This window comes from Pseudomonas frederiksbergensis (genome assembly GCF_001874645.1).
GTDB lineage: Bacteria > Pseudomonadota > Gammaproteobacteria > Pseudomonadales > Pseudomonadaceae > Aquipseudomonas > Aquipseudomonas frederiksbergensis_B.
Genome location: NZ_CP017886.1, coordinates 2,406,378 through 2,432,416, shown reverse-complemented (window position 1 = coordinate 2,432,416; position 26,039 = coordinate 2,406,378). Strand labels below are relative to the sequence as shown.

Here is a 26,039-nt window from a genome sequence, read left to right as displayed (position 1 = left end):
AGAGTAATAGGCGACGATATTGAGATTAAAAGATCGTCCGAACGCGGCCCGAACCTTCGGTAGCTCCTACAGGCGGTCCTGACGCTGGGCGCGGTACAAGGTAAACTTCGCCTCCTTCGCAGGAGCAGCCATGAATTATCGTCACGCCTTCCACGCCGGCAATCACGCCGATGTGTTCAAACACCTGACCTTGACCCGCCTCATCGCCTTGATGGCGCGCAAGGAGCAGCCGTTTGCCTATCTCGACACCCACGCCGGCATTGGTCTGTATGACCTGCAGGGCGATCAGGCGAGCCGTACCGGTGAATACCTGGAAGGCATCGCACGCTTGTGGGGCGAGCAGGATCTGCCGCCGCTGACCGCCGATTACATGCGCGTCTTGCATGAGATGAATCCGGATGGCGAGTTGCGCTACTACCCAGGTTCGCCAGAGCTGGCGCGGCGTTTGACCCGTCCGCAGGACCGGGTGTTGCTTAACGAGAAACACCCGGAAGACGGGTTGCTGCTCAAGGACAACATGAAGGGCGATCGCCGGGTGAAAGTGCACCTGGGCGAAGGCTGGCACGTGCCGCGAGCATTGTTGCCGGTGCCGGAGAAGCGTGGATTGATGCTGATTGATCCGCCGTTTGAGAAGCTCGACGAGATGCAACGTTGCGCCGCGTCGCTGAAAGAGGCGATTGGCCGGATGCGCCAAACCGTGGCGGCGATCTGGTACCCGGTGAAGGATCAGCGCATGTTGCGTCGTTTCTACCAGGACCTGGCTGGCACCGGTGCGCCGAAGCTGTTGCGCGTGGAATTGTTGGTGCATCCGCTGGATACGCCGAACAGCCTGAACGGTTCCGGGCTGGCGATTGCCAATCCGCCGTGGGGGCTTGAGGAAGAATTGCGCGAGTTGTTGCCGTGGCTGTCGAAGAAGCTCGGCCAGACCCAGGGCGGGTGGCAAATGGATTGGTTGATTGCCGAGTAATGCTCGGCCCGTAGGAGCCGGCTCGCTGGCGATAGCGTCAGTTTGGTCAGCGGTGACCTCTGGACTGCCATCGCCAGCAAGCCGGCTCCTACAAATGATCCACCTCAGATCGGGCACGTCACGCCCGTACCGCCAATCCCGCAATACCCCTCAGGGTTCTTGGCCAGGTACTGCTGGTGGTAAGCCTCGGCGAAGTAGAACGTCGGCGCTTCTTCGATTTCGGTGGTGATGGTGCCTTTACCGGCCTTGGTCAGTTCGGCCTGGAACACCTGCTCGCTGTGCTTTGCGGCGGCCAGCTGAGTTGGGTTGGTGGCGTAGACGACCGAGCGATACTGAGTGCCGATGTCATTGCCCTGACGCATGCCTTGGGTCGGGTTGTGCAATTCCCAGAACATCTTCAGCAGCTCTTCATAGCTGACTTTTGCCGGCTCGTAGACCACCAGTACCACTTCGCTGTGACCGGTCAGGCCCGAGCAGACTTCTTCGTAAGTCGGGTTCGGGGTGAAGCCGCCAGCGTAACCCACTGCCGTACTGACCACGCCTTCACGCTGCCAGAACTTGCGTTCCGCGCCCCAGAAGCAGCCAAGGCCGAAGATCGCGAAATCCACATCGGTGACAAACGGACCCAGCAGCGGGGCGTCGTGGACGAAGTGTTTTTCCGGCACGGTCATCGGGGTTTCGCGGCCAGGCAGAGCTTGTTCTTTGGTAGGGAGCACGTTTTTGTTCACCAGAATTTCCGAGCGCAGAACCATGATCAGTCCTCTCAGTCAGGTTGGGATGAGCGATATACGCAATAAGACCAACAGTGTGCCCGAGTGTTACAGCGCTGTCAGGCGATTGGGCCACGCGGGTAGCGTTTGAGCTTCTCGATCAGTTCGGCGCCCGGGATAGGCCGGTCGAACAGGTAACCCTGGCCGACGTCGCAGCGGTGGCGACGGAGGAACGCCAGTTGTTCGGAGGTTTCGATACCTTCGGCAACCACTTTGAGCTTGAGGTTGTGGGCCATGGCGATCACGGCCGAGGTGATTTCCATGTCGTCCTGGTTGTCCGGGATTTCATGGATGAAGCTACGATCGATCTTGATGATGTCGATCGGGAATTTCTTCAGGTAACTGAGCGACGAGTAACCGGTGCCGAAGTCGTCCATGGCCAGGGTCAGGCCCAGGCGCTTGAGTTGATCGAGCTGCAAGTGAGTGTCTTCGGTGGCTTCCAGCAGCAGACCTTCGGTCAGCTCCAGCTCCAGCAGGTGCGCGGGAAGCTGTTCTTCCTTGAGAATGTTGGCAATCGATGACACCAGGTCCGGGTCGGAGAACTGCTTGGGCGACAGGTTGATCGCCACCTGCAAATTGCCCAGCCCGGCGGCGGTCAGCTTTTTGCTCATGTGGCACGCCTGGCGGGCGATCCATTTGCCGATGGGAATGATCAGGCCGGTTTCTTCGGCGACGCTGATGAACTGATCCGGGCGGATCATGCCTTTTTCCGGATGGTTCCAGCGCAGCAGGGCTTCCATCCCCAGCAAGCGCCCGGAGCGCAGGCACAGCTTGGGCTGGTAGAACACGTCCAGCTCGTTCTGGGTCAGGGCGCGACGCAGGTTGTTTTCCACGAACAGCTTGTAGCTGGCCTCGGCGTTCAGCGCTTCGGTAAACACCTGGACCTGATGTTTGCCATTGGCCTTGGCCTTGTGCAGCGCGAGCCCGGCGTTGCGCATCAATGTCTGCGGGTCACGACCATGCAGCGGCGCGCAGGCCAGACCCACGGAGCCGGTGACACTGATCAGCTGGTTGTCGACGAACATCGGTTTATCCAGCGTCATCAACAATTGGCTGGCGGTGTGTTGGCCGGCTTCAAGATGAGTATCGTCCAGCAGTACCGCGAACTCGTTACTGGCGAAACGCGCCAGGCTGCCACTCGGGCTCAGACTGTTGCGCAGCCGTCGGGCCAGGCTGATCAGCAGTTTGTCACCGGTCTGGTGGCCGAGGCTGTCATTGATTCGCTTGAAGTTGTCGATGTCCACCAGCAGCAGGCAGATCGGGCTGTCGCTGTCGCGGGCGAAACGCTCATCAAGGTTGCGGATGAACGCCGGACGGTTGCCCAGGTTGGTCAGGTTGTCGGTGTAGGCCAGGCGCTCGATACGTTGCTGGGCGAGCTTGGTCTGGGTGATGTCTTCGTAGATGCCGATGTAGTGGGTCAGTTCACGGTTGTCGCCGTAGACCTTGGAGATCGACAGCTGGCCCCAGTACGGTTCGAGGTTTTTGCGCCGGCTCTTGAACTCGCCCTGCCAGCTGTTGCTCTTGGCCAGGCTTGAGGGCGCGTCGAATAGCAGTTCGCTGAGGTTTTCCAGCGCCGGCAGTTCCGACAGCCGATGGCCGTGGACTTCTTCGGTGCTGTACTGGGTGATCGCGGTGAAGCTCGGGTTGACGTACTCGACCACGCCGTCGCAGTTGACCAGCAAAAAGGCGTTGGCGCTTTGCTCGACCGCGCGCTGGAACAGGTGCAGGGCGCTGGTGGCGGTGCGGCGGTTGTGGTTGTTGATGACCTGGGCGAACTGGTCGGCCAGCTCGCCGGCGAAGGCAATCTCATCCGACTGCCAGGCGCGGGTCATGCCGGTTTGTTCAAGGCACAACACGCCGACTACCTGACCGTCGACACGGATGCTGGCATCGAGCATGGCGTTGATATCGCGCGGTCGCAGGCTCTCGGCCATGCCTCGGGTACGCGGGTCACGCATGGCGTTGTGGGCGTCGATCGCGCGGCTGGTATGCAAGGCTTCCAGGTAATCCGGGAAGCGGCTGGCGTCGATCACGTCCGGTAACCAGTACTCTTGAGTAGCGCGAAGGTAGGCGGAAATCGGCACCAGCTTCTGACCTTCGAGGTTCCACAGGCTCGCGCAGTCGATTTCGTAGATGTCGCAGGCGCTGCGGGTGATCAGTTCGGCGGCTTCTTGCAAGGATTTGCCGGTGCTGTAGCGCTGGCGGGCGAGCAGCAGGATCAGGTCTTGCTGGGCGCGAACGCGATCCAGGTGCAGCAGTTGTTCCTGCTGGGCGCGTTGGTTGAGTTCCAGGGCAATCTGCAGGCGCGAGTTCTGGGTTTCCAGGTCCAGCGCCGGTAGCAGCGGATCATCCGTAAACAAACCGTCGACCACCAGCAGATAGCCGCGTAGCAGGTGCCGATTATGTTGTTTGTAGGCTTCGCCCAATTCGAGCAGGCTGAGGGAGCCTTGGGCGGTGTGCAGCGTGTAGCGGATCAGGTAATGCGGGCTTGCGGTCAATTGCTGCTGGATCGCATCGTGCAGTTGATAGCGCGCTTCGGGCTCCATCAGGCTCGCGTAGGGGGAGCCGACCAGAGCGCAAAGCTCGACCGCGGGCAAACCGAACTGGCGTTCGCAATTAGGGTCAAGGAACAGCAGCGCCCAGCTTGCTTCATTCAGCCGTTCGAAGCGCAGCATGCCGAGCCGCGAGGGCACAGGCAATTGCGTCACTACCTCGGCCACCATACGGCTGGCGGCATCGGGATGGCTTTTCATGGAAGAAACTCGCTTCGAAAATGCGGATCGCGCCGGGCTCGCGCCCTCTTTACTGTTGCCTGCGGCAAGGTTGCATCATGCGGCACTGACTGACAAGTAAGGATGAAGGCTAAGTGCTATAAGACTGTATCGGCGGGAGCGAGGTTTTCTCCAGCGAGGGTCTGAAAGTAATGTGGTAGAGCGAAAAGATCGCGGCCTGCGAGGGTGTACGCCGTTCCCTTGGAGGCGCTGCCAAAGGTTCGGGCCGCGTTCGGACGATCTTTTCCGGACCTAACGCAATTTAATGTTTGTCGATTGCACCTGGTTGCCATCCTGGTCGTGATAACTGACGCGAATCTGCTCTGTATCGACGATCACATGCGCGAAGTTGTCCTGGCTGACCACTTCACTGGTCAGTTGAGGGTGATAGTCGCCCGCGGTGGTCCGCACCAGTGGCTGGTCAAGTATGAAGGTCGAGGCGTTGGCGTAGGGCAGCAGTGCGCTATTGCACAGAGGCGATGAGACGATGGTGTGAACCTCGAAATCCGGGTCCTCGCTGTGGCTCAGGCGGCTGGTGAGTGAGCCATGAACATCACCGGAAACGAAGATGACGTTCTTGATTTTATGAGTCCGGACGGTTTCCAGCAGGCGCAGGCGCTGTTCAGGATAGGTTTTCCAGGCGTCGTCGCCATGACGCTTGCGGTCGGGGTAGAGCATCACGCTGGTGACCACGAACTTGACCCGTGCCGGGCTGTTGATCAGCCATTCGAGCAGGGCTTCTTCCTGCTCCGCATCGAGGATACGTCGGTCGTCGGCCGAGAGCGTGCGCCGGGTTCGACTGTCGGTCACGAACCATTCGATATCCCCTTCGGAGAATTGATACCAGTAATGCTTTAGTTCACGGCCTGGTTGCCCGTCGGGCAATAGTTCGTGAACAGGGCTGTGGCTGGCCTGGTATAGCTCGTAAGCCGCCATTGCATTGTTGTAGAGGAACGCGTCGGCTTTACTTTTGTGAGTCGGCCAATTGTCTTCTATTTCGTGATCGTCGAGGATCATGTAAGTGGGGAGTGTGGACATCGACTTCTGAATATGAGGTTGAGAAAAGGCGGTGCGATACTTGCTGAGGATTTCTTCGTACTCCCGATCAGGACCCATCCTGTTCAGGTCATCTACATAAACCTGATCGCCCGTCATCAACAAGGCGCTGATCGGTGGTGATGATTTTTCAGCCAGGGCGTTGATCGCGGCAAAGATTCTGTCGCCCTTGGCGGGCGCTGACGGTATGCCGAATGTCATGCGCAGGTAGCGGCATGAGCCGACGATATAACCCCGTGCTGCGCGGGTCTTGTCCGACGCGGTGCGAAAGCGGTAGATGTCCTTCGGCCATTGCAATGGCAGCTCTTGTACCGTTTCCACGGTATGCACCGGGCTCATGGTGCTGAACCAGCCGGCCTGGTACTCGTAGGCGGTATCGGCGGCAAGATGGTTGAGTGCAATAACGTCAGACATGTCGCGTAATGGCGTCAAGACAACAAACAGGCCTTTGGACCAGTGTGGATCGCCGGCGCGGCGATAGCGTATTCCCGCAAATACCGGAGCGTTTTTTTTCACGTCGCCGCGTAAAAAGATGCGTGCATGGTTAGTTGTGGTATGGCCAATAATCGGGCCAACAGTAGGTTTAAGCATTTTCGAGTCCGTTCGAAATGTAACTATTAAAAGTAGTGGTGTTTTACGAAAGCAGTCACTGTACGTTGCTGGACTTATCCTATTGTTCGTCGGGCGATAAATATTGATGGGTAAGTGGACTTTGGCTGTGGCCTGAATAAGCCGCGGAAGTAGTCTCGACTGTTATCGACAGTAGGAATAGGTACAGCTCTTAACCGATCGTTGACGGCATCGTGAAGTGGTTGGGTGTTTTTCAGGCAAAAAAAGCCCCGCCAAATTGGCGGGGTTGAGGTACGAGCGTGGCGCTCGGAAACGTGGAGCACGAGTGGCCCTCCGGTGGAGGAAGGCCGCCCGGTCTTACAGCAGAATGGTGCGGATGTCGCCCAGCAGGTCGCTCAGACGCTTGGTGAAGCGTGCGGCAGCGGCGCCGTTGATCACACGGTGATCGTAGGACAGCGACAGTGGCAGCATCAGTTTCGGCTGGAAGGCTTTACCGTCCCAGACTGGCTGGATGGTTGCCTTGGAAACACCGAGGATCGCCACTTCCGGCGCATTGACGATCGGCGTGAAGCCGGTGCCGCCAATGTGCCCGAGGCTGGAAATCGTGAAGCAGGCACCTTGCATCTCGTCCGCCGAGAGCTTCTTGGTCCGGGCTTTTTCAGCCAGGGAAGCCGCTTCAGCCGCAAGCTGCAGCAGGCTCTTCTGGTCGACATTCTTGATGACCGGTACCAGCAGGCCTTCAGGGGTGTCGACGGCGAAGCCGATGTTCACGTATTTCTTGCGGATGATCGCTTTGCCGCTTGGTGCCAGCGAGCTGTTGAAGTCCGGCAGCTCCTTGAGCAGGTGCGCGCAGGACTTGAGCAGCAGTGGCAGCACGGTCAGCTTGACGCCAGCCTTCTCGGCCACGGCTTTCTGCGCGATACGGAAAGCTTCCAGCTCAGTGATGTCAGCCGAATCGAACTGGGTCACGTGAGGCACGTTCAGCCAGCTGCGGTGCAGGTTGGCGGCGCCAGCCTGCATCAGGCGGGTCATCGGCACTTCTTCGATTTCACCGAAGCGGCTGAAGTCCACGACCGGAATCGGCGGGATACCGGCACCGCCGGTTGCGCCTGCGGCTGGAGCTTCCTTGGCCTTCTGCATCATGGCTTTGACGTAAACCTGCACGTCTTCCTTGAGCACGCGACCGTGTGGGCCACTTGGGCTCACCGCGTTCAGCTCGACGCCGAATTCACGGGCCAGCTGACGAACCGCCGGGCCTGCGTGAACCTTGGCACCGCTTGGCGCTGGAGCTTGCGCCGGAGCGGCCTCGGCTTTTGCAACAGGTGCCGCAGCGGCAGGTGCAGCCGCTTGAGCTGGTGCTGGAGCCGCAGCTGGTGCTGGTGCAGCCGGTGCTGCAGCCCCTGCCACTTTCAGCTTGAGGATAAAGTCGCCAGTGCCGACTTCGTCTTCGAGTTTGACCGCGATGCTTTCCACTACGCCGGCAGCCGGCGAAGGGATTTCCATGCTGGCCTTGTCAGACTCAAGGGTAATCAGCGATTGATCAGCCACAACGGTGTCGCCAACCTTGACCAATACTTCGATGATCTTGGCCTTGCCCGACGAGCCGATGTCCGGGACGTGAATGTCCTGAACGGTGGCCGCAGCCGGTGCAGCGGCTGGCGCTGGAGCAGCAACAGGTGCCGGTGCAACAGGTGCAGGTGCAGGAGCGGCAGCCGGAACCTCAGGTGCCGCAGCGGCACCCTCGACTTCCAGTTCCATCAGTTCGTCGCCTTCTTTCAGGCGATCGCCCAGCTTCACTTTCAGGCTCTTGATGACGCCGGCCTTGGGGGCCGGAATCTCCATGCTCGCCTTGTCCGACTCAAGTGTCAGCAGGCTTTGGTCAGCTTCGATGCGATCACCGACCTTGACCAACAATTCAATTACTTCACCTTCACCGCTGCCGATGTCAGGTACGCGAATGAGTTCGCTCACAGAGTGTCTCCTCAGCAGTCCAGTGGGTTGCGTTTTTCCGGGTTGATACCGAACTTGGCGATGGCTTCAGCCACCACCTTAGGTTCGATGTCACCACGGTCAGCCAGTGCTTCAAGGGCTGCCAACACCACGAAATGACGGTCGACTTCGAAGAAATGACGCAGTTTCTTACGGCTGTCGCTGCGGCCGAAACCGTCGGTGCCCAGCACTTTGAATTCCTTGGACGGAACCCACTGGCGGATCTGTTCGGCGAACAGCTTCATGTAGTCGGTGGACGCGATGACCGGACCTTGACGGCCGTTCAGGCACTCTTCGACGTAGCTCAGCTTAGGCTTCTGGCCAGGGTGCAGACGGTTGCTGCGCTCTACGGCCAGACCATCGCGACGCAGTTCGTTGAAGCTGGTAACGCTCCACACGTCAGCGCCGACGTTGAACTCTTCACGCAGAATCTTCGCCGCTTCACGGACTTCACGCAGGATGGTGCCGGAGCCCATCAGTTGAACGTGGTGTGCCGCTTCGCGGTTGTCTTCTTCGAGCAGGTACATGCCCTTGATGATGCCTTCTTCCACGCCGGCCGGCATGGCTGGCTGCTGGTAGGACTCGTTCATCACGGTGATGTAGTAGAAAACGTCCTGCTGCTCTTCGGTCATCTTCTTCATGCCGTCCTGGATGATCACCGCCAGCTCATAGCCGTAGGTAGGATCGAAGGTGCGGCAGTTCGGGATGGTGGCGGCCAGCATGTGGCTGTGACCGTCTTCGTGTTGCAGGCCTTCGCCGTTCAGCGTAGTCCGGCCGGCGGTGCCGCCGATCAGGAAACCACGGGTACGGCTGTCGCCGGCGGCCCAGGCCAGGTCACCGATACGCTGGAAGCCGAACATCGAGTAGAAGATGTAGAACGGCAGCATCGGCTGGTTGTGGCTGGAGTACGAAGTACCGGCAGCGATGAAGGAACTCATGGCGCCTGCTTCGTTGATGCCTTCTTCGAGAATCTGACCTTTCTTGTCTTCGCGGTAGAACATCACCTGGTCTTTATCGACTGGCTCGTAGAGCTGGCCGACGGACGAGTAGATGCCCAACTGGCGGAACATGCCTTCCATGCCGAAGGTACGGGCTTCGTCCGGAATGATCGGAACGATGCGTGGGCCGATTTCCTTGTCCTTGACCAGTTGCGCGAGGATCCGCACGAAGGCCATGGTGGTGGAGATTTCACGGTCGCCCGAGCCGTCCAGGATAGCCTTGAGGGTATCGAGTGGCGGCGTCGGGATGCTGAAGCTCTGGGCGCGACGCTGAGGTACGAAACCACCCAGGGCGGTACGACGCTCGCTCAGGTAACGGGCTTCGGCGCTGCCTTCTTGCGGTTTGAAGAACGGCAGGTTTTCCAGTTCGTCGTCCTTGACCGGGATGTCGAAACGATCACGGAACAACTTCAGGCTGTCGACATCGACTTTCTTGGTGTTGTGCGCGGTGTTCTTCGCTTCGCCGGCGCCGGTGCCATAACCCTTGATGGTCTTGGCCAGGATGACGGTCGGTTGTTCTTTGTGGTTGACCGCTTCGTGGTACGCCGCGTAGACCTTGTACGGGTCGTGGCCGCCACGGTTGAGTTTCCAGATCTCGTCGTCGGACAGATCGGCAACCATCGCCTTGAGTTCTGGCGAGTTGAAGAAGTGTTCACGCACGAACGCGCCGTCTTTGGCCTTGTAGTTCTGGTACTCGCCGTCGATGACTTCGTCCATCCGGCGTTGCAGGATGCCGTCGACGTCTTTGGCCAGCAGTGGGTCCCAGAAACGGCCCCAGATGACTTTGGTCACGTTCCACTGAGCACCGCGGAACACGCCTTCGAGTTCCTGGATGATCTTGCCGTTGCCGCGAACCGGGCCATCAAGGCGCTGCAGGTTGCAGTTGATGACGAAGATCAGGTTGTCCAGCTTCTCGCGGCCAGCCAGGGAGATGGCGCCCAGGGATTCCGGCTCGTCGCACTCGCCGTCGCCCAGGAAACACCAGACTTTTTGCTTGCCTTCAGGGATGAAGCCGCGGGCTTCCAGGTACTTCATGAAGCGTGCCTGGTAGATCGCCTGGATCGGGCCAAGGCCCATCGATACTGTCGGGAACTGCCAGAAATCAGGCATCAGCCACGGGTGCGGGTAGGACGACAGACCGTTGCCGTCGACTTCCTGACGGAAGTTGTTCATCTGGTCTTCGGTGATGCGGCCTTCCATGAATGCACGGGCGTAAACGCCTGGCGAGGTGTGACCCTGGAAGTAGATCAGGTCACCGCCGTGTTCGTCGGTCGGGGCCTGGAAGAAATAGTTGAAGCCGATGTCATACAGGGTTGCGCTGGAGGCGAAGCTGGAGATGTGACCGCCCAGGTCAGAATCTTTCAAGTTCGTACGCATAACCATGGCCATCGCGTTCCAGCGTACCAGCGAGCGAATGCGGCGTTCCATGAACAGGTCGCCAGGCATGCGTGCTTCGTGGGTAACGGGGATCGTGTTGCGGTACGGCGTAGTGATGGCGTAGGGCAGTTGCGAGCCGCTGCGGGTCGCGAGTTCGCCCATACGGGTCATCAGATAGTGAGCACGGTCTTCGCCTTCTTTGTCGAGAACCGATTCCAGGGCGTCCAGCCATTCCTGGGTTTCGACGGGATCGAGGTCTTGCATGGCTTGCTCCAGGGCGGAAAGGCTTCCAGAATCGGTTGCCTGAGTTAGCGACTGGCCTTGTGGGCAGACGTTATAAATTCTTGGAATGCCGGAGGTTGATTCGGCGGCGTGTAGTTTTACTACAAATCGTCGGCCATTTCAGCCTTTCGAATGTATATACGAGTAGTAAAACTACAGAAGACTGGCGTGTGGCCTCCTGCTTCGTTGTGAGAATAATCGTTACTGTTGGTCTTTAGCTAACCGAGATAGGTGGAAGTTTGATGCTGGCTGCCAAAAAAACCAAAATTTCAGCTATTTCTAACTTTTGTTCGACAGTCCTTTGCGTAGTGCATTTCATGCGTTCACTACAGACAGCCCTTTCCACGCCGATCAAGGATAGACCATGAGCCTTCCTTCGCTTGCCGAACTGCCGGCCATTCTCCTCCCGTTTGTCAGCCGCGCCGAGCAGTCGTTCCGTGCCACGGTTGCCCTGTTTGACGATGATCATGGCCTGTCGACCTGGTCGCCAGAGCGCTGGGCAGCGTTTGCCCGAGTGACTGCGGCCAGCGATTTTGTCATTGAACAGAGTCTGCGTGACCCTTTGATGTTGCTTGAGCTTGCGCGGTCCGGCGAACTCGACCGAAGTTTCACCGCCGGTGAGTTGTGCGCGCAGATCGCAGCCGCTGTGCAGGTGACCACTACCGAGGATGAATTGGGTCGCGTATTGCGCCGTCAGCGCAACCGCCAGCAAGTACGGATCATCTGGCGCGACCTGACCCGCCAAGCCGATCTGATCCAGACCTGCCGCGACCTCTCGGACATGGCCGACGCAAGCATCGATCAGGCTTATCAATGGTTGTATCAGCGCCATTGCCAGCAGTTCGGTACACCCACCGGGCGGCGCAGCGGCGAACCGCAGCAAATGGTCATCCTCGGCATGGGCAAGCTTGGCGCGGTGGAGCTCAACCTGTCGTCGGACATCGATTTGATCTTCGCTTACCCCGAAGGCGGCGAAACGGTTGGCGTGAAGCGTGCGCTGGATAACCAGGAATTCTTCATTCGTTTGGGGCAACGGCTGATCAAGGCGCTGGACCCGATGACCGTCGACGGTTTTGTATTCCGCGTCGACATGCGCTTGCGGCCGTATGGTTCGTCCGGCGCGCTGGTGCTCAGTTTCAACGCGCTGGAGCAGTACTACCAGGATCAGGGTCGCGACTGGGAGCGTTACGCGATGATCAAGGCGCGGGTGGTGGCCGGTGACCAGGTGGCGGGCGCGCAGTTGCTCGACATGCTGCGACCGTTCGTTTATCGGCGTTATCTGGATTTCTCGGCGATCGAAGCGCTGCGCACCATGAAGCAGCTGATTCAGCAGGAAGTCCGGCGCAAAGGCATGGCCGACAACATCAAGCTCGGCTCCGGCGGCATCCGTGAAGTTGAATTTATCGCGCAGGCCTTCCAGCTGATTCACGGGGGGCGCGACCTGAGTTTGCAGCAGCGCCCGCTATTAAAAGTCCTCAGCACGCTGGAAGGGCAGGGTTACCTGCCGCCGGCAGTGATTGGCGAGCTGCGTGAAGGTTATGAATTCCTGCGCTACACCGAGCACGCGATCCAGGCGATTGCCGACCGGCAGACGCAAATGCTCCCGCATGGCGAGCAGGATCAGGCGCGCATTGCCTTTATGTTGGGCTTTGCCAATTGGACGGCATTTCATGAGCAACTGATGTATTGGCGCGGCCGGGTCGACTGGCACTTCCGTCAAGTGATCGCTGACCCGGATGACGAGGAAGGTGAGGAGAGCGAAGTGGTGGTCGGCGGTGAGTGGCTGCCGCTCTGGGAAGAAGCCCAAGATGAAGAGGCCGCCTGCCGACAGTTGGAGGAAGGCGGTTTTGTCGATGCGCCCAAGGCCCTGAAAACGCTTGCCAGCCTGCGCAGCAGTCCGCAATTGCGGGCGATGCAACGTCTGGGGCGCGAACGGCTCGACGCCTTTATTCCGCGTTTGCTGGCGCAAGCGGTGGAGCACGCCAACCCGGACCTGGTGCTCGAGCGTGTGTTGCCGTTGGTTGAAGCGGTGGCTCGGCGCTCGGCTTACCTGGTGCTGCTCACCGAGAACCCCGGTGCGTTACGGCGCCTGCTGACCTTGTGCGCGGCCAGCCCGTGGATTGCCGAGCAGATCACCCGTTTCCCCCTGCTGCTCGACGAATTGCTTAACGAAGGGCGACTGTTCAAGCCACCGCTGGCACCGGAATTGGCCGCCGAATTGCGCGAGCGGTTGACGCGTATTCCTGAGGATGATCTCGAACAACAGATGGAAGCCTTGCGGCACTTTAAGCTGGCGCACCGCCTGCGCGTGGCGGCCTCGGAAATTGCCGGCAGCCTGCCGCTGATGAAAGTCAGCGACTACCTGACCTGGCTCGCTGAAGCCATTCTGGAGCAAGTGTTGACCCTGGCCTGGCGCCAGACGGTCGCCAAGTACGGCTCGCCACAGCGTACCGACGGCACCTTGTGCGCCCCGGGTTTCGTCATTGTCGGTTATGGCAAAGTTGGCGGCCTGGAGCTGGGGCATGGTTCGGACCTGGACCTGGTGTTCATCCACGATGGTGATCCGCAGGCGGAAACCGACGGCGCGAAACCGATCGACGGCGCGCAATTCTTTACCCGGCTGGGGCAGCGGATCATCCATTTGCTGACCACCCAGACCAACTCCGGCCAGTTATACGAAGTCGATATGCGTCTGCGTCCATCCGGCGCGTCGGGGCTGTTGGTCAGTTCGCTGGGGGCGTTCGAGCGTTATCAGGAAAACGAAGCCTGGACCTGGGAACATCAGGCGCTGGTGCGGGCGCGAGTGCTGGTCGGCAGTCAGGATGTCGGCCAGTCCTTTGAAAAAGTCCGGGCGAAGGTTCTGGGTCGTGCACGCGATTTGCCCAAGCTGCGCCAGGAAGTCAGTGAGATGCGTGCCAAGATGCGCGACAACCTGGGGAGCAAGGGCACCGCTGCCGGGACCGCGCCCAATGCCTTCGAAGCGACTGCGCCATTCGACCTGAAGCAGGACGCCGGAGGTATCGTCGATATTGAATTTATGGTGCAATACGCCGCTTTGGCGTGGTCTGACGCGCACCCTTCGCTGCTCCGCTATACGGATAACATCCGCATACTGGAAGGTCTGGAGGAGGTCGGGTTGATGCCCACCGAAGACGCCAGTCTGCTGCGTGAGTCCTACAAGACCTACCGCGCCGCCGCTCACCGCCAGGCCCTGCAGAATGAGGCCGGGGTGATTCCGGGAGACCAGTTCGTGGCCGAGCGTCGAGAGGTTTTACGGATTTGGGCGGGGCTTGGCTTGAGCTAAAAGGATGAGATCAGGCAGGGAGCAGAAAATGCAGGATGACCGAGTGGCGTACACTGCTCATACAAAGCCTGGATAAATAAGACGGGGAGGCCGCCAGGAAGACTGGTCATGCCTCCCCGCTCGTTTGTGGATAACTATGAAAATTCTGATCGTTGGGCCCAGTTGGGTCGGTGACATGGTGATGGCGCAGACACTCTTTCAGTGCCTGAGACAGCGCCATCCTCAGTGCGAAATCGACGTGCTGGCCCCCGAGTGGAGTCGGCCGATCCTTGAGCGGATGCCCGAAGTGCGCCAGGCCTTGAGCTTTCCGCTCGGCCACGGCGTGCTGGAGCTGGCAACGCGGCGGCGGATCGGCAAGTCCCTGGCCGGCCAGTACGATCAGGCGATTCTGCTGCCCAACTCGCTGAAATCGGCACTGGTGCCGTTCTTTGCCGGCATCCCGAAACGCACCGGTTGGCGTGGCGAGTTTCGTTACGGCCTGCTCAACGACGTGCGCACCCTCGATAAAGAGCGTTACCCGCTGATGATCGAGCGCTTCATGGCGCTGGCCTATGAGCCTGGCGCCGAGTTGCCCAAGCCGTATCCGCGCCCGAGCCTGCAAATCGACCCGGCCAGCCGCGACACTGCGCTGACCAAGTTCGATCTGGCCCTTGATCGTCCGGTGCTGGCGCTGTGCCCGGGTGCCGAGTTCGGCGAGTCCAAGCGCTGGCCGTCGGAGCACTACGCCAAGGTCGCCGAAGCGAAAATCCGCGAAGGCTGGCAAGTCTGGCTGTTCGGTTCGAAGAACGATCACGCGGTCGGCGAAGACATTCGCTCACGACTGATTCCGGGCCTGCGTGAAGAGTCGGTGAACCTCAGCGGGGCTACTTCGCTGGCCGAGGCCATCGACTTGCTGTCCTGCGCCGATTCTGTGGTGTCCAACGACTCCGGCCTGATGCACGTTGCGGCAGCGCTGAACCGTCCGCTGGTGGCGGTCTATGGCTCGACGTCGCCGGGCTTCACGCCGCCGCTGGCCGAGAAGGTCGAGATCGTTCGTCTGGGTATCGAGTGCAGCCCGTGTTTCGATCGCACCTGCCGTTTCGGCCATTACAACTGCTTGCGCCAGCTCGCGCCGCAACCGGTGAACGAAGCTCTAGAACGCCTGCAAGGCGCTCCGGTCGAGGTCCGTTAAGTTGCGGGTACTGTTGATCAAGACTTCTTCGTTGGGCGATGTGATTCATGCGTTGCCGGCGTTGACCGACGCAGCACGGGCGATCCCGGGCATCAAGTTCGACTGGGTGGTGGAAGAAGGCTTCGCCGAGATCCCGACCTGGCACCCGGCTGTCGACAAGGTGATGCCGGTGGCGATCCGTCGCTGGCGCAAGAACATCTGGCAAACCATCAAGAGCGGCGAGTGGAAGCGCTTCAAGCAAAGCGTTCGCACCACGAAATACGATCTGGTGATCGATGCCCAGGGCCTGCTCAAAAGCGCCTGGCTGACCCGTTACGTCCGCGCGCCGGTGGCCGGGCTGGACAAAAACTCTGCCCGTGAGCCAATCGCTGCGCGGTTTTATTCCCGACGCCTAGCGGTCGCCCGTGGGCAACATGCAGTGGAACGACTGCGTCAGCTGTTCGCCGTGGCGCTGGGCTACGACCTGCCGCAAGGGTTGGGCGACTATGGCCTGAGCGTTGAGCGGCTGGTCGAACTGCCGCGCAAGAATCCTTACGTGCTGTTCCTGCACGGCACTACGTGGGACACCAAGCACTGGCCGGAAGCTTATTGGCGTGAGTTGGCTGAACGCATGGGGCACCTTGGCATGGCGGTGAAACTGCCGTGGGGCAACCCGGTCGAGAAGGCCCGCGCTGAGCGCATCGCCAAGGGCCTGCGTAATGCTGAAGTGCTGCCCAAATTGAACCTGGCCGGCGTCGCCAAGGTGCTGGCCGGTGCACAAGCCTGCGTGGCGGTGGACACGGGGCTCGGTCATCTGGCGGCCGCATTGGACGTGCCGACGGTGTCGCTGTTCGGCCCGACCAATCCAGGCCTGACCGGTGCCTATGGCAAAAGCCAGGTGCACCTGGCGAGCAACTTCCCGTGTGCGCCGTGCCTGCAAAAGAAATGTTCTTACCAGCCGACCGCTGAAGATCAGCGTCGGTTTGATCTCAAGCGCGAGTGGCCATTGTGCTTCACTCGCCTGAACCCCGAGCGTGTCGCGAGCCGGTTAAGCACGTTGTTACTGGCTGAGGAGCTGCGCTGATGCAATTGGCTTTTGTCCTTTACAAATATTTTCCGTTTGGCGGATTGCAGCGCGATTTCATGCGCATCGCCCTGGAATGCCAGCAGCGCGGGCATCAGATCCGCGTCTACACGCTGATCTGGGAAGGCGATGTGCCGCCGGGTTTCGAAGTGCTGGTGGCGCCGGTGAAGGCGATTTTCAACCATCGCCGTAACGAAAAGCTGAGTGCCTGGATGGAAGCCGACCTGGCCAAGCGTCCGGTGGACCGGCTGATTGGCTTCAACAAAATGCCGGGGCTCGACGTCTACTACGCTGCTGATGGCTGCTTCGAGGACAAGGCGCAGACCCTGCGTAATTCCCTCTATCGGCGCTGGGGTCGCTACCGGCACTTCGCCGAGTACGAGCGCGCAGTGTTCGCCAAAGATGCGAAAACCGAAGTGTTGATGATTTCCGAAGTCCAGCAACCGCTGTTCATCAAGCATTACGACACACCGCTTGAGCGCTTTCATCTGCTGCCGCCAGGCATTGCCCTGGACCGTCGTGCGCCGGCCAATGCGGCTGAAATTCGCGCTGAGTTCCGCCGCGAATTTTCCCTCGCTGACAACGAATTACTGCTGGTGCAGATCGGTTCCGGGTTCAAGACCAAAGGTGTCGATCGCAGCCTCAAGGCCCTGGCGGCGCTGCCATCGGAGCTGCGTAAACGTACCCGACTGTTTGTAATTGGCCAGGACGACCCCAAAGTATTCCAGTTACAGAGTGCGGCGTTGGGGCTCGGCGATAGCGTGCAGTTTCTCAAGGGGCGCAGCGATATCCCGCGTTTCCTGCTCGGCGCCGACCTGTTGATCCACCCGGCGTACAACGAAAACACCGGGACGGTATTGCTTGAAGCGCTGGTGGCCGGTTTGCCGGTGCTGGTCAGTGCGGTGTGCGGTTATGCGCATTACATCGCCGAGGCTGACAGCGGTCTGGTGCTGGATGAGCCGTTCGAACAGGCGCAACTCACGCAGTACCTGACGACCATGTTGAGCGACGACGCAGCGCGTGCGGCCTGGAGCCGTAATGGCCTGGCCTTCGCCGACACGGCCGATCTCTACAGCATGCCGCAGCACGCGGCGGATGTGATTCTGGCGGAGCAACACTGATGAAGTTGATTCTTGCCGAACCGTTCAAGAGCCTTTGGGCCGGACGCGATGCGTTCACCGAAGTCGAAGGCCTGAAGGGCGAGGTTTACCGTGAGCTCGAAGCTCGCCGTACCCTGCGCACCGAAGTGGCCGGGGACGGCTTCTTTGTGAAGATTCACCGGGGCATTGGCTGGGGCGAGATCTTCAAGAATCTGCTCACCGCCAAGCTGCCGGTACTCGGTGCCGGTCAGGAATGGCGGGCGATCCAGCGTTTGCAGGAAGTCGGTGTGCCGACCATGACCGCCGTTGCTTACGGCGAGCGCGGCAGCAACCCGGCGGACCAGCACTCGTTCATCGTCACGCAAGAGCTGGCGCCGACCGTCAGCCTGGAAGACTTCAGCATCGATTGGGTCAAGCAGCCGCCGGAACCAGAACTCAAGCGTGCGCTGATCGCCGAAGTGGCGCGCATGACCGGCATGATGCACCGCGCCGGGGTCAACCACCGCGACTGCTACATCTGCCACTTTCTGCTGCACACCGATAAACCGGTGACGGCCGACGATTTCAAGCTTTCGGTAATCGATTTGCACCGTGCCCAGACCCGCCGGGCGATCACCAAACGCTGGCGTGACAAGGATCTGGCGGCGTTGTATTTCTCGGCGCTGGATATCGGTCTGACGCGTCGCGACAAGCTGCGTTTCCTCAAAGGCTACTTCCAGCAACCCCTACGCCAGGTTCTGCGTGAAGAGGCTGCGTTGCTGGCGTGGCTCGAGGGCAAGGCCAACAAACTTTATGAACGCAAGCAGCGCTATGGAGATGCGCTTTGATGCGTTTGTCTGAATTAAAGGGTGCCGGTCGCACACCAAACTTGCCATTGAGTATCGAGTTGGCGGACGCCGCAGGCCCGGCGCAGTTGCAACTGCTCAGCGTGCTGCGGGTTTTGCCGGGGCAGCGTTACGTGGGCGCCGCTGTTTGGCGCGGGCGTCCGGTGCTGGCCAAACTGTTGGTGGGCAGCAAGGCGGCGCGGCATTTTCAGCGTGAGCTGGACGGCGTACGTTTGCTCGCCGCTCAAGGCTTGACTACACCGATGCTGTTGGCCGATGGCCTGAAGGACGGCGAGGGTGGCTGGTTGCTGTTCGATTTTCTTGAAGGCGCCGAGAGCCTCGGCGATGCCTGGAAGCAGGTCGAAGCGCTGCCGGCGCTGGCGGACGAGCAAACGGCGGTGTTGGCCGAGGCGCTGGCCGCCATCGGTCAATTGCACAGCAAGGGCCTGTGGCAGGAAGACTTGCACCTGGACAATCTGCTGCGCCACGACGGCCATCTGTACTTGATCGACGGTGCGGGTATTCGTGTTGAGCAGGCTGGTCAGCCGCTGTCCCGGCAGAAGGTTCTGGAAAACCTAGGGGTATTTTTTGCCCAGTTGCCGAAGTCGCTTGAGCCGTTCACCGAAGAATTGCTGGTGTATTACCTGCTGAGCAACGGCGAGCATGCCTTGCCATTGGAAGCGTTGCAGAAGCAGGTCAACAAAGTCCGCAGCTGGCGTTTGAAAGACTTTCTGATCAAGGTCGGCCGCGAATGCACGTTGTTCAGTGTGCAGCGCGGGGCGTTCGGTTTGCGCGCGACTCCTCGTGAGGAAGAGGCGATCATGCTGCCGGTGCTGGCGCAGGCCGATGCCCTGCTTGATCAGGGGCATCTGTACAAGACCGGTGGCGCGGCGAGCGTTGGCAAGGTCGAAGTGGCGGGTCGGACGCTGGTGGTCAAGCGCTACAACATCAAGGGTTTTGCCCATTGGCTCAAACGCTTCTGGCGCCCGAGCCGGGCCTGGCATTCATGGCGCGAGGGTCATCGCTTGGTGTTCCTCGGCATTGCTACGCCGAAACCCTTGGCGCTACTGGAGAAGCGTTTTTTCTGGCTGCGCAGTCGGGCTTATCTGATTACCGAATACTTGGCGGGGCCGGACATCATTGAGCGTTTCGCGCCGTTCGTTGAGAGTGGTAATGCGCCTGAAGCTGAGTTGCTGGCGCTGGATCACTTGTTTGCCGAGCTGATTCGCGAGCGTATCAGTCATGGGGATTTCAAGGGCCATAACCTGTTTTGGGACAGGGATCGCTGGTCGTTGATTGACCTGGATTCGATGTGTCAGCACGGTTCGGCCAGTAGTTTTGCTCCGGCGTATGCGCGGGATCGGGCGCGGTTTATGCGTAACTGGCCTCAGAGCAGTGCGCTGTATCAGGTGATTGATCAGCGTTTGCCCAAGGGGGCGTAGGAACTGCCGCAGGCTGCGATCTTTTGATCTGGCGGCCTGACAGCCGACCTGTCTTTCGCAGGTGTACATATCCATTTCTGCGGTAACGGCCGCTTAGGGTTTCGCCCTTACGGCGCCTCACTTTTCCAAACGACGAAAAGTAAGCAAAAGTCTTCGCCCCGAGCGTACGGCACCTCGCCTAGGCTCGGCGTCCCCTCACTCCGGTGTCCATCAGGGGGCATCGCCTACGGTCTGCTGCGCGACGACCTCCTCTCGATGTGTCCGGCTGCGCCGTACGGCGCTGCGCGCCAACCCCCTGATGAACACCTCCACTCGGCCTCCCGATGGGGCGGGTAGATCAAGATCAATGGCAACAGCACGGCGGCCTGACAGCCGGCCTGAGTGGTTGGGTGTGGGGAGGTTCTATGTTTGGCACTGGACCGAAAGCTGGTGGGATGAACCGGGACAAAGCGGTATGAGGCCGGGCGGCTAGGCGGAGCAAGGGGTTCAGAGCAAACCGCATACCGAGACCAGTGCCAAAACGGTGCCAAACAATAAACAGGCAAAATTAGACACTAGCGTTGTGTCTAGGCCGATTTGGCGAGAGCTTTGGCACCGGGCACCAACGTCGGCTCGGTATCGTAATAATGTACCGAGGCGCTTACATCCAGCCTCCAGCCCAGACCACGCGCCCGACTATCTCCAGGTCGTTCAGGTTTTCTCTCGTAACCGTCATCGTCTGATAGGCCGTGTTAGTGCTTATGACCGCGACACCGCCACCAATCTGGCGTTGCAGACGCTTGGCATAGAGATGGTCATCCAGGCGGATCACGTAGACCGCCTCTCCCTCCAGCGTGTTGCGGCTATGGTCTATCAGGACCGTGTCGCCATCGCTCAGCAGCCCCTCCATCGAATCACCGTCAACCCTGATAGCGGACAGCTTCGACGGCTCCAGACCCTGTTTACGCAGTGAGTAGGTCGTGAACGCCAGGTGCGTCAAAATCCGCGCACCCTCGCTCCATGAGCCATGTCCTGCGCTGCACCGTGCATCGTAGAGAGGGACATAGCTGTACTTATCGTCTTCTATTACCCGCTGTACCTGTTGCTCTTCCCCAAATGCCAGCCACATCGCGGAAACGCCTGCGGCCTGCGCTATCTGTTCCAGCCTGTCGAGGGTCGGATACGTCTCCCCGCTCAGATAACTGCGTATAGCTCCCTCGGAAAGGCCTGATTCACGCGAAAAAACGCGTGCAGCCCTGGTGCCCATCGCGTCCTTGAGCCTATCCCGGAAGCATCCGATTGCCCCCACTGGAATCGGATGCTGCGTATCTGAAGCATCCGTTTTATCCGATTCCTTGTAAGTCATTGATTTCTCTCGGTTATTCATTTTTCTGGGCGTGAAACGCATAAAAAAGAATCGGATGCGCGTTTTTCCGATTGATATGCGCGGTTATCCGCGCTATGTTTATCCGCAACAGGACGTTAGACGTCCCAAAAAAACCACCCGTGAAGATGGTTCAAAACTATGAGCGATATCGACATGCCCACAGACCCAGCTAGCCGATGGGAGTGGATCAAATACCAACTCCGTGTTCGTGGCACCTCAATGGCCGAGCTTGCACGTCAGCTAGAAGTGACCGACCGCGCAATCCGCAATGCCAAAAGTACGCCTTACCCACGCATTGAGCGCTCCCTCGCTGACGCCCTGAGCCTTGATCCCGCCGACATCTGGCCGGAGCGCTGGAACGCTGACGGCACTCCACATCGGCAACGCCCTGGGCGCGCGGAAATAAACACGTCCTACAGCAAGGATACCGGACTCTACCCGGTTGGACACTGTAAAGCGGTAAGGAGTGCCTAAACATGCGCCGCCCAAAAGATGACAAGACGCTAGACATATTCTCTGTCCCACAGCCGGTTCTTTCTATCCCTGGTCTCGGCAACTACGCGGCTCAAGTCAGTGAGCTGGTGAGTGAAATCCTCAAGGGCTCCGAGCTGGACCGCTATGAAATCGCCGCTCGTATGTCTCGCCTGTCAGGCGATGACGTCAGTAAGAACATGTTAGACGCTTGGTCGAGTCCTGCCCGCGCTGATCACAACCTTCCTCTATATAGAGCCGCGTTGCTGGAAGAGGTTTGTGCCAGCCACGTCCTGACAAACTGGCAGGTGCACTTACGTGGTGGTCGTGTTGCTTATGGGCGCGAGGCGTTGGACACCGAGCTAGGTCGGCTTGAGCGAGTCGCCGCGAATGCTACTCGTCAAGCTCGTGAACTGAAAAAGCTGCTGGGTGAAGACCATGCGTAATTGGTTCACCGCCCAGGAACTGGCTGGTCTGCCTGGGCTGCCTGGCACTGCTCGCAACGTCAAGGCCATGGCCGCCCGCGAACAATGGGAGGGTCAACACCGCCTAGGCAGCAAGGCCATCGAATACGCCTTTGCCATCCTGCCAAAAGAAACCCAGACCGCATTGATCGCCGCGTCGGTAACGGAGACCCAGCCTCAGCAAGTTGCCGAACTACAACCTAATACAACTGAGCGTGACGCTATTTCTGCGTCACGCTTGAGCGAAGATCAACGCTCAGTCATGACAGCCCGACTGGCCTTTGTGCGCGAGATCGAGCGCATGAGCCAGACCATAAGCCAGCAACGCGCCATCGATTCCCTGGTCGCCCTAGCCAAGGCTGAGCAACTTAGCCCGTATCTGACTGAGCGTGTGCAGCGCGCCAACGACCGCAAGACCGGCGACCGTTCTTTGAGCGAACGCACCCTCAAACGCTGGCTGTCCGACTACCGTCAGCATGGCGAAACAGGCCTGGCGCCTGCTCGCCGTCAGAAAGACATGAGCTTGCCCGCGTGGTCGGCGTCTTTCCTGACTTGCTACCAGCGCCCAACCAAGCCCAGCGTCGAAGCGGCTTATGCCGAGTTCGCCCTCAAGCATCCGGCCGAGCGCCCGAGCATCCACGTGGTCCGTCGCTTCCTTAATAAGCTCAGCGCCGAGGCTCGCGAGCGCGGCCGTCGTACCCCACAGGAACTCAAGGCGCTGCAACCCTTCAAGCGTCGGACCACTAAGAACCTGTACCCCTGCGACGTGTTCACCGCTGACGGTCACAAGTTCGACGCCGAAGTACTCAATCCGCGCACCGGGAAACCATACCGGCCGGAAACCACCACCGTCCTCGATGTTGCCACCCGCAAAGCCGTGGGCATCTCCATTGGTGAAGCCGAGTCCACCATCGGTGTTCTGGACGCCCTGCGCGATGCTGTGCAGTACGGCATGTTCGCCATGTTCTACGTGGACAACGGTTCAGGGTTCGCCAACGACACCGTGCGCGAAGTGGTCGACCGGATCGGCGGCACTATGACCCATGCACTGCCTTATAACAGTCAGGCGCGAGGTCTGATCGAGCGTTCACACCAGACCATCTGGGTCAATGCCGCGAAGAAGCTGACGAGCTATATCGGCGCCGACATGGACAAGCACGCGGGCACGAAAGTCCATCGGATCAGCCGCAAACAACTGCGCGAGACGGGCACCACCCGCTTGATCCCGACCTTCGCCGAGTTCATGGCGGGCGTTGAGTATGAACTCGACATCTACAACAACACTCCGCACCGAGGCCTGGAACGGTTCCGCGATCCGCTGACCGGCAAGCTACGCCACATGAGCCCCAACGAAGCATGGGATGCCGCTCGCGCAGAGGGCTGGGAGCCAATGGTGGCGTCGTCTGAGCTGCTGAATGACCTGATGCGTCCGCAAGTCCTGCGCCCAACCCGTCGCGGCGAAGTTACTTGGGCTAACGAAACCTACTTCCTGGACGCATTGCGTAACTTCCACGGCGATGAAATCCGCCTTGCCTATGACGTGCGTGACGCCTCCCGCGTTTGGGTCCGTACCTTGGACGGCGACCTGATCGGCGAAGCCCTATTGGACGGCAACGCCAGCGATTACATGCCGAAGGCGATGATTGAGAAAGCCTACGACAAGCGCGAAAGCGGCCAGATGAAGCGCGCCGTGGACAAGCTGGAAACCTTGACTGGCAAGCGCGTGGAAATGATCGCGCCGACCAGCGCGCCTTCCGCCCAACTCAGCGCCGACCAACTCGCCGAAGCACAACGCTTCGCCCAACTGGCAGCCCCACAGGCGCAGACCTTCGACCTGCCATCCGACCCAACCGCCCGTTACCACCTTTGGCACCAGCTCGCTGACCGCCTGAGCCATGGCGAAGCCCTGACGGACGAAGAAGCCCAGTGGCACAACCGCTACCCCAAACACCCGGACTTCGCCTCGATCCGCCGCATGTTCGAGTTCGCTGAACAAGCCCGCGCCTAACACAAGACTTTCAAGGAGCTTTATATGAGCGTTTCTAAAATCGTACCGCTGACCAATGTCGGCCTGTTGTCTGCCGCCATCGAGCGTGCTCACTCCCGCCCGATGGGCCTGCCCGGTCTGGTGGTGATGTACGGCGCCAGTGGCCTGGGCAAAAGCGTTGGGGCGGCCTTCGCCGCCAACCTGCACCGCGCTTACTACGTCGAGTGCCGCGACACCTGGAGCAAGAAAGCTTTCCTACAGGCGATCCTGCGAGAAATGAGTATCGCCCCCGGCCAAACGCTGTCGGTGATGGTCGATCAGGTGGCCGAACAATTGTCCCGCAGTGGCCGTCCGCTGCTGATTGATGACGTTCAATATCTGCTCGAAAAAGCCGTGGCCAATGTCCTGACGGATATCTACAACGCCAGTCAGGGCACCATCGTCCTGATCGGCGAAGAGCGTGTGCCCAGCAGCTTGGCCAAGCTGGAACGCCTGCATAACCGCGTGCTGGAGTGGGTGCCCGCTCAACCGGCGACCCTCGACGACCTTCGCAGTCTGGCCAAAGCCAGCTATCCGAACCTGAAAATTGCCGACGACCTGCTGGAAGACCTGCGCCACAAGGTGCGCGGCTGCCTGCGCCGCGTCGCGGTCAACCTCTACAAGGTCTACGGCGAAACCCAGGCCATGGCGATGGACAGCATCGACCTGGCTGGATGGGGCAATCGCGGCTGGTTTACCGGCGAGGCTCCTGTACGGAGGGGTGTGTAATGGCTGGGGGACGTGGACGCAAACAGATTGATCTGGAAATGCAGGGCACCAAAGGCAATCGCCAGCGCATTTGGGAAGCCATCCGTGTAGGCCGTGATGGGTTTACGGCCTATGAAATTTCCCGTCGTGCCTGCACCGATGACACCGCCGTGCGCAGCTACCTGCAATCGCTGATCAAGGGTGGTTATGTTGAGGTCGTCACGGGGGCCAAGTTCGAAGAACAGACCTTGCGCCTGCTCAATGACATAGGAGCCGAGGCGCCCGCCGTCACTCGCGACGGCAAGCCCAGCACCGCCGGAAAAGGCACCGAAGCCATGTGGCGCTCCCTGCGCATCCTGGGCGAACTGGATGCCGACGAGTTGGCCGCGCAAGCCTCCATTGTGGTGCCGACCACCAGTTGGACGGCCCGTTCTTATCTGAAATGGCTCAAGCGTGCGGGCTATGTCGTCGAGGTCCAGGCCAGCAAGCCAGGTAAGAAGGCCCGTTACCGTCTGGGGCACGGAAAATACACCGGCCCACGCCCGCCCATGATTCAGCGCATCGGTCAGGTCTTCGACCCCAACCTGGGCGAAGTCGTGTTCCGTCAGGCCGAACCTACGGAGGATGTTCTATGAACGTTCAACTCGCCGCCTGGGGTCCAGAGCCGCCGTTGTTCGTTCGCCTGCTCGCCGCCGAAGTCGCTGCCAGCAACAAAACCAAAGCCAGCCAACGCATCGGTATGAGCCGCACCACCGTCAGCCTGATCCTGGCCAACCGCTACGCGTCACCCAGCACGGCTGGTGTTGAGCGCCGTGTCATGGAAACCCTCGGCCGTATCGAGTGTGTCGCCTTGGACGACGTGGTCACCACTGATCAGTGCCAAATCTATCGCGAAAAACCGGCACCCACCCACAACCCGCAAGCCATGCAGCACTGGCGCGCCTGTCAGCACTGCATTCACAACCCCGACCGCTGCCATCAGGAGATTGACCATGCTCGCCTCCACTAACCGCACGCCGCTGAAAGTGTTGACCCCGTCACTGGCTGAACGCCTGCGGGTGTTCAACCACGCCGCCCGTGCCTTGCAGTCAATGCGTATCCGCCTGCTGAGCCTAGACCCGCTAGAGAACCGGCTGACTATCGATCCCGACGCCGGTCGCCGACTGGTCGACGCCCGTGCCGTCAGCGGTTACCAGCGCCATGCAAGCGCCGGTAGCACCCGTTACACCGTGTTGTTCCAGGGTGTGACCCTGGAATGGCGCGAAACCATCAGCGCCGCCCGTCCTGACGACTGGGCTCGCCCGACTCTCCATTGAGGAA

General features: G+C 59.9%; 20 protein-coding genes. 14 read left to right on the top strand and 6 right to left on the bottom strand.

The features are described from left to right. Positions 1-130: 130 nt before the first annotated feature. The gene (locus tag BLL42_RS11835) at positions 131-967 is read left to right on the top strand and encodes a 23S rRNA (adenine(2030)-N(6))-methyltransferase RlmJ (protein ID WP_071552258.1); all 837 of its coding nucleotides are present in this window, start codon (positions 131-133) and stop codon (positions 965-967) included. Between the two features lie 104 nt (positions 968-1,071). Here the strand turns inward: BLL42_RS11835 and msrA are convergent, their stop codons facing one another. The 5 genes from msrA to aceE form a co-directional block, all read right to left on the bottom strand. Next, the gene (gene msrA / locus BLL42_RS11830; RefSeq protein WP_071552257.1) at positions 1,072-1,719 is read right to left on the bottom strand and encodes a peptide-methionine (S)-S-oxide reductase MsrA; all 648 of its coding nucleotides are present in this window, start codon (positions 1,717-1,719) and stop codon (positions 1,072-1,074) included. Positions 1,720-1,796: 77 nt separating this feature from the next. Beyond that, positions 1,797-4,490 (bottom strand): sensor domain-containing phosphodiesterase, encoded by a 2,694-nt coding sequence (locus BLL42_RS11825; protein WP_071552256.1) that lies wholly within the window; start codon positions 4,488-4,490, stop codon positions 1,797-1,799. 270 nt (positions 4,491-4,760) lie between these two features. Beyond that, entirely contained in the window at positions 4,761-6,155 is a 1,395-nt protein-coding gene (locus BLL42_RS11820) for an alkaline phosphatase D family protein (protein WP_071552255.1), read from the bottom strand. Positions 6,156-6,491: 336 nt separating this feature from the next. Then, positions 6,492-8,105 (bottom strand): dihydrolipoyllysine-residue acetyltransferase, encoded by a 1,614-nt coding sequence (gene aceF / locus BLL42_RS11815; protein WP_071552254.1) that lies wholly within the window; start codon positions 8,103-8,105, stop codon positions 6,492-6,494. Positions 8,106-8,116: 11 nt separating this feature from the next. Then, positions 8,117-10,762, bottom strand: a complete 2,646-nt coding sequence (gene aceE, locus BLL42_RS11810; protein WP_071552253.1) for a pyruvate dehydrogenase (acetyl-transferring), homodimeric type — start codon at positions 10,760-10,762, stop codon at positions 8,117-8,119. A gap of 382 nt (positions 10,763-11,144) precedes the next feature. On the opposite strand from aceE, the gene glnE reads away from it, so the two are divergent. From glnE to BLL42_RS11780, 6 genes are all read left to right on the top strand, one after another. Continuing rightward, positions 11,145-14,084, top strand: coding sequence for a bifunctional [glutamate--ammonia ligase]-adenylyl-L-tyrosine phosphorylase/[glutamate--ammonia-ligase] adenylyltransferase (gene glnE / locus BLL42_RS11805; RefSeq protein WP_071552252.1), 2,940 nt, complete (start codon positions 11,145-11,147; stop codon positions 14,082-14,084). Positions 14,085-14,220: 136 nt separating this feature from the next. Then, positions 14,221-15,255 carry a lipopolysaccharide heptosyltransferase II gene (waaF, locus tag BLL42_RS11800; RefSeq protein ID WP_071552251.1) on the top strand — a complete coding sequence of 345 codons (1,035 nt, stop codon included), beginning with the start codon at positions 14,221-14,223 and terminating at the stop codon, positions 15,253-15,255. Between the two features lies 1 nt (position 15,256). Beyond that, entirely contained in the window at positions 15,257-16,318 is a 1,062-nt protein-coding gene (gene waaC / locus BLL42_RS11795) for a lipopolysaccharide heptosyltransferase I (protein ID WP_071552250.1), read from the top strand. Beyond that, positions 16,318-17,439 carry a glycosyltransferase family 4 protein gene (locus BLL42_RS11790; RefSeq protein ID WP_071552249.1) on the top strand — a complete coding sequence of 374 codons (1,122 nt, stop codon included), beginning with the start codon at positions 16,318-16,320 and terminating at the stop codon, positions 17,437-17,439. The genes waaC and BLL42_RS11790 overlap by 1 nt, the downstream gene beginning before the upstream one ends. Further along, positions 17,439-18,245, top strand: a complete 807-nt coding sequence (rfaP, locus tag BLL42_RS11785) for a lipopolysaccharide core heptose(I) kinase RfaP (protein ID WP_071552248.1) — start codon at positions 17,439-17,441, stop codon at positions 18,243-18,245. The genes BLL42_RS11790 and rfaP overlap by 1 nt, the downstream gene beginning before the upstream one ends. Further along, positions 18,245-19,684 carry a lipopolysaccharide kinase InaA family protein gene (locus BLL42_RS11780; protein WP_071552247.1) on the top strand — a complete coding sequence of 480 codons (1,440 nt, stop codon included), beginning with the start codon at positions 18,245-18,247 and terminating at the stop codon, positions 19,682-19,684. Before rfaP ends, BLL42_RS11780 begins: the two co-directional genes overlap by 1 nt. A 640-nt stretch (positions 19,685-20,324) precedes the next feature. Here the strand turns inward: BLL42_RS11780 and BLL42_RS11775 are convergent. Beyond that, positions 20,325-21,029: an XRE family transcriptional regulator gene (locus tag BLL42_RS11775; RefSeq protein WP_071552246.1), complete on the bottom strand. Its 705-nt coding sequence runs from the start codon at positions 21,027-21,029 to the stop codon at positions 20,325-20,327. 159 nt (positions 21,030-21,188) lie between these two features. Here BLL42_RS11775 and BLL42_RS11770 point away from each other — a divergent pair, with 159 nt between their 5' ends. Genes BLL42_RS11770 through BLL42_RS11740 form a run of 7 tightly spaced genes read left to right on the top strand, consistent with a single transcriptional unit; the run spans position 21,189 to position 26,035 of the window. Further along, positions 21,189-21,524, top strand: coding sequence for a helix-turn-helix domain-containing protein (locus tag BLL42_RS11770; protein WP_071552245.1), 336 nt, complete (start codon positions 21,189-21,191; stop codon positions 21,522-21,524). Positions 21,525-21,526: 2 nt separating this feature from the next. Further along, the gene (locus tag BLL42_RS11765; RefSeq protein WP_071552244.1) at positions 21,527-21,967 is read left to right on the top strand and encodes a hypothetical protein; all 441 of its coding nucleotides are present in this window, start codon (positions 21,527-21,529) and stop codon (positions 21,965-21,967) included. Further along, positions 21,960-23,993 carry a DNA-binding protein gene (locus tag BLL42_RS11760; RefSeq protein ID WP_071552243.1) on the top strand — a complete coding sequence of 678 codons (2,034 nt, stop codon included), beginning with the start codon at positions 21,960-21,962 and terminating at the stop codon, positions 23,991-23,993. Before BLL42_RS11765 ends, BLL42_RS11760 begins: the two co-directional genes overlap by 8 nt. 24 nt (positions 23,994-24,017) lie before the next feature. Then, the gene (locus BLL42_RS11755) at positions 24,018-24,740 is read left to right on the top strand and encodes an AAA family ATPase (protein WP_071552242.1); all 723 of its coding nucleotides are present in this window, start codon (positions 24,018-24,020) and stop codon (positions 24,738-24,740) included. Then, positions 24,740-25,354: a helix-turn-helix domain-containing protein gene (locus tag BLL42_RS11750; protein WP_081427302.1), complete on the top strand. Its 615-nt coding sequence runs from the start codon at positions 24,740-24,742 to the stop codon at positions 25,352-25,354. Before BLL42_RS11755 ends, BLL42_RS11750 begins: the two co-directional genes overlap by 1 nt. Then, positions 25,351-25,728 carry a hypothetical protein gene (locus BLL42_RS11745; RefSeq protein WP_071552241.1) on the top strand — a complete coding sequence of 126 codons (378 nt, stop codon included), beginning with the start codon at positions 25,351-25,353 and terminating at the stop codon, positions 25,726-25,728. Before BLL42_RS11750 ends, BLL42_RS11745 begins: the two co-directional genes overlap by 4 nt. After that, on the top strand, positions 25,712-26,035 hold the full coding sequence (locus BLL42_RS11740) for a hypothetical protein (RefSeq protein ID WP_071552240.1): 324 nt from the start codon (positions 25,712-25,714) through the stop codon (positions 26,033-26,035). The genes BLL42_RS11745 and BLL42_RS11740 overlap by 17 nt, the downstream gene beginning before the upstream one ends. The last annotated feature ends 4 nt before the right edge of the window (positions 26,036-26,039 follow it).